This is a genomic window from Methylobrevis pamukkalensis (assembly GCF_001720135.1).
GTDB classification, from domain to species: Bacteria; Pseudomonadota; Alphaproteobacteria; order Rhizobiales; family Pleomorphomonadaceae; genus Methylobrevis; species Methylobrevis pamukkalensis.
Genome location: NZ_MCRJ01000251.1, coordinates 1 through 1,395, shown reverse-complemented (window position 1 = coordinate 1,395; position 1,395 = coordinate 1). Strand labels below are relative to the sequence as shown.

Annotated in this window: 3 protein-coding genes; all 3 read right to left on the bottom strand. The window is 70.5% G+C overall.

Annotated features, from left to right (window positions below):
* Positions 1-286: ABC transporter ATP-binding protein (locus tag A6302_RS20300; protein ID WP_141704040.1), on the bottom strand; the 286-nt coding region annotated here is incomplete at its 3' end.
* A gap of 59 nt (positions 287-345) precedes the next feature.
* On the bottom strand, positions 346-942 hold the full coding sequence (locus A6302_RS25025) for a permuted SH3 domain-containing protein (protein ID WP_245294183.1): 597 nt from the start codon (positions 940-942) through the stop codon (positions 346-348).
* On the bottom strand, positions 843-1,395 hold a 553-nt coding region (locus A6302_RS25020), incomplete at its 5' end, for an efflux RND transporter periplasmic adaptor subunit (RefSeq protein ID WP_245294182.1). The genes A6302_RS25020 and A6302_RS25025, both read right to left, overlap by 100 nt.

Sequence of the window (1,395 nt, the reverse complement as noted above, 5' to 3'; positions counted from 1 at the left end):
TGTAGCTCTGGAAGACGAAGCCGAACAGATTGCGGCGCATGTCGGCCAGTTCGTTGGCCGAAAGGTCCGAGACCTCGCTGCCCTCGATCCGGTAGGAGCCGCCGGTCGGCCGGTCGAGGCAGCCGAGGATGTTCATCAGCGTCGACTTGCCCGACCCCGAGGCGCCGACGATGGCGACGAACTCGCCGGCCTCGATGGTGAGCGACACGCCCTTGAGCACGTCGACGGTGACGTCGCCGTTGGTGAAGCTCTTGGTGATGCCGTCAAGCGCGATCAGCGCGGTCATGGGGGTGGCTCCGGTCACGGCGTGTCTTGGTTGTCTCTGGACGGACCCTGCGTCCGGCCTCAGAACATCGGCGGCGGGCCGAAGCCGCGGGTGGCCGCGCGCGGCGTGTCGGACGACTGGCTGACCACCACCACCCGCTCGCCCTCGGCAAGGCCGCTGCGCACCTCGGCGGCAACCCGGCTGCGGACGCCGACCGTGACCTCGCGGGTCTGGGTCGTCCCGTCCGTTGCCGCGACGCGCACGCGCGCCGTGGTCATGTCGCCGCGGCGGGCGAGGTCGGAGAGGGCGGCGACCGGGACCAGCAGCACGTCCTTTGCCGCCGCCTCGACGAAGAACACCTGCGCGCTCATGCCGATCATCAGCGTGCCGTCCGGATTGGGGATGTCGAACAGCGCGTAGTAGAGCACCACGCCATTCTCGGTCTGCGGCGTCGGGCGGATCTGGCGCAGCGTGCCCTCGTAGCGCTCGGAGCCGGCGCCGATCAGGGTGAAATAGGCGGTCATGCCGGGCTTGAGCCGCGGCACGTCGGCCTCCGAGACTTCGGCTTCCACGGTCATCACCGACAGATCGGCGATGGTGAGCACGGTCGGGGCGGTCTGGACGGCGTTGAGGGTCTCGCCCTCGTTGGCCGCCCGGTCGACCACGGTGCCGGCCATCGGCGCGTAGATCCGCGTGTAGCGAGATCGACCCGGTCGCCGGCAAGCTGCGCCTCCTGCTTGCGGATCTGCGCCTCCAGCGCGGCAACGGCGGCCTGCGCCGTGGCGAGGTTGAAGTCGGCCTCCTCGCGCTCGGCCTGCGAGGCGCCGTTGACGCTGGTCAGCCGGCGCTGGCGCTCGGCCTGCACCGTGCGGAAGGCGACCTCGGCGGTCTTGCCGGCGTGCTGGGCCTTGAGATTGGCAAGCTCGGCCTCGGCGATCTCCACCTGCGTGGCGATCGAGGCGGGATCGATCTCGGCAAGGAGATCGCCGCTGGCAACCGCATCGCCGATGTCGACATGCAGCTTCTCGAGCTGGCCGGACACCTGGGCGCCGACCTCGACGTCGCGGATCGCCTGCAGCGTGCCGGCGGCGCTGACCGTCACCTCGATGGCGCCGCGCCGCACCGGTTCG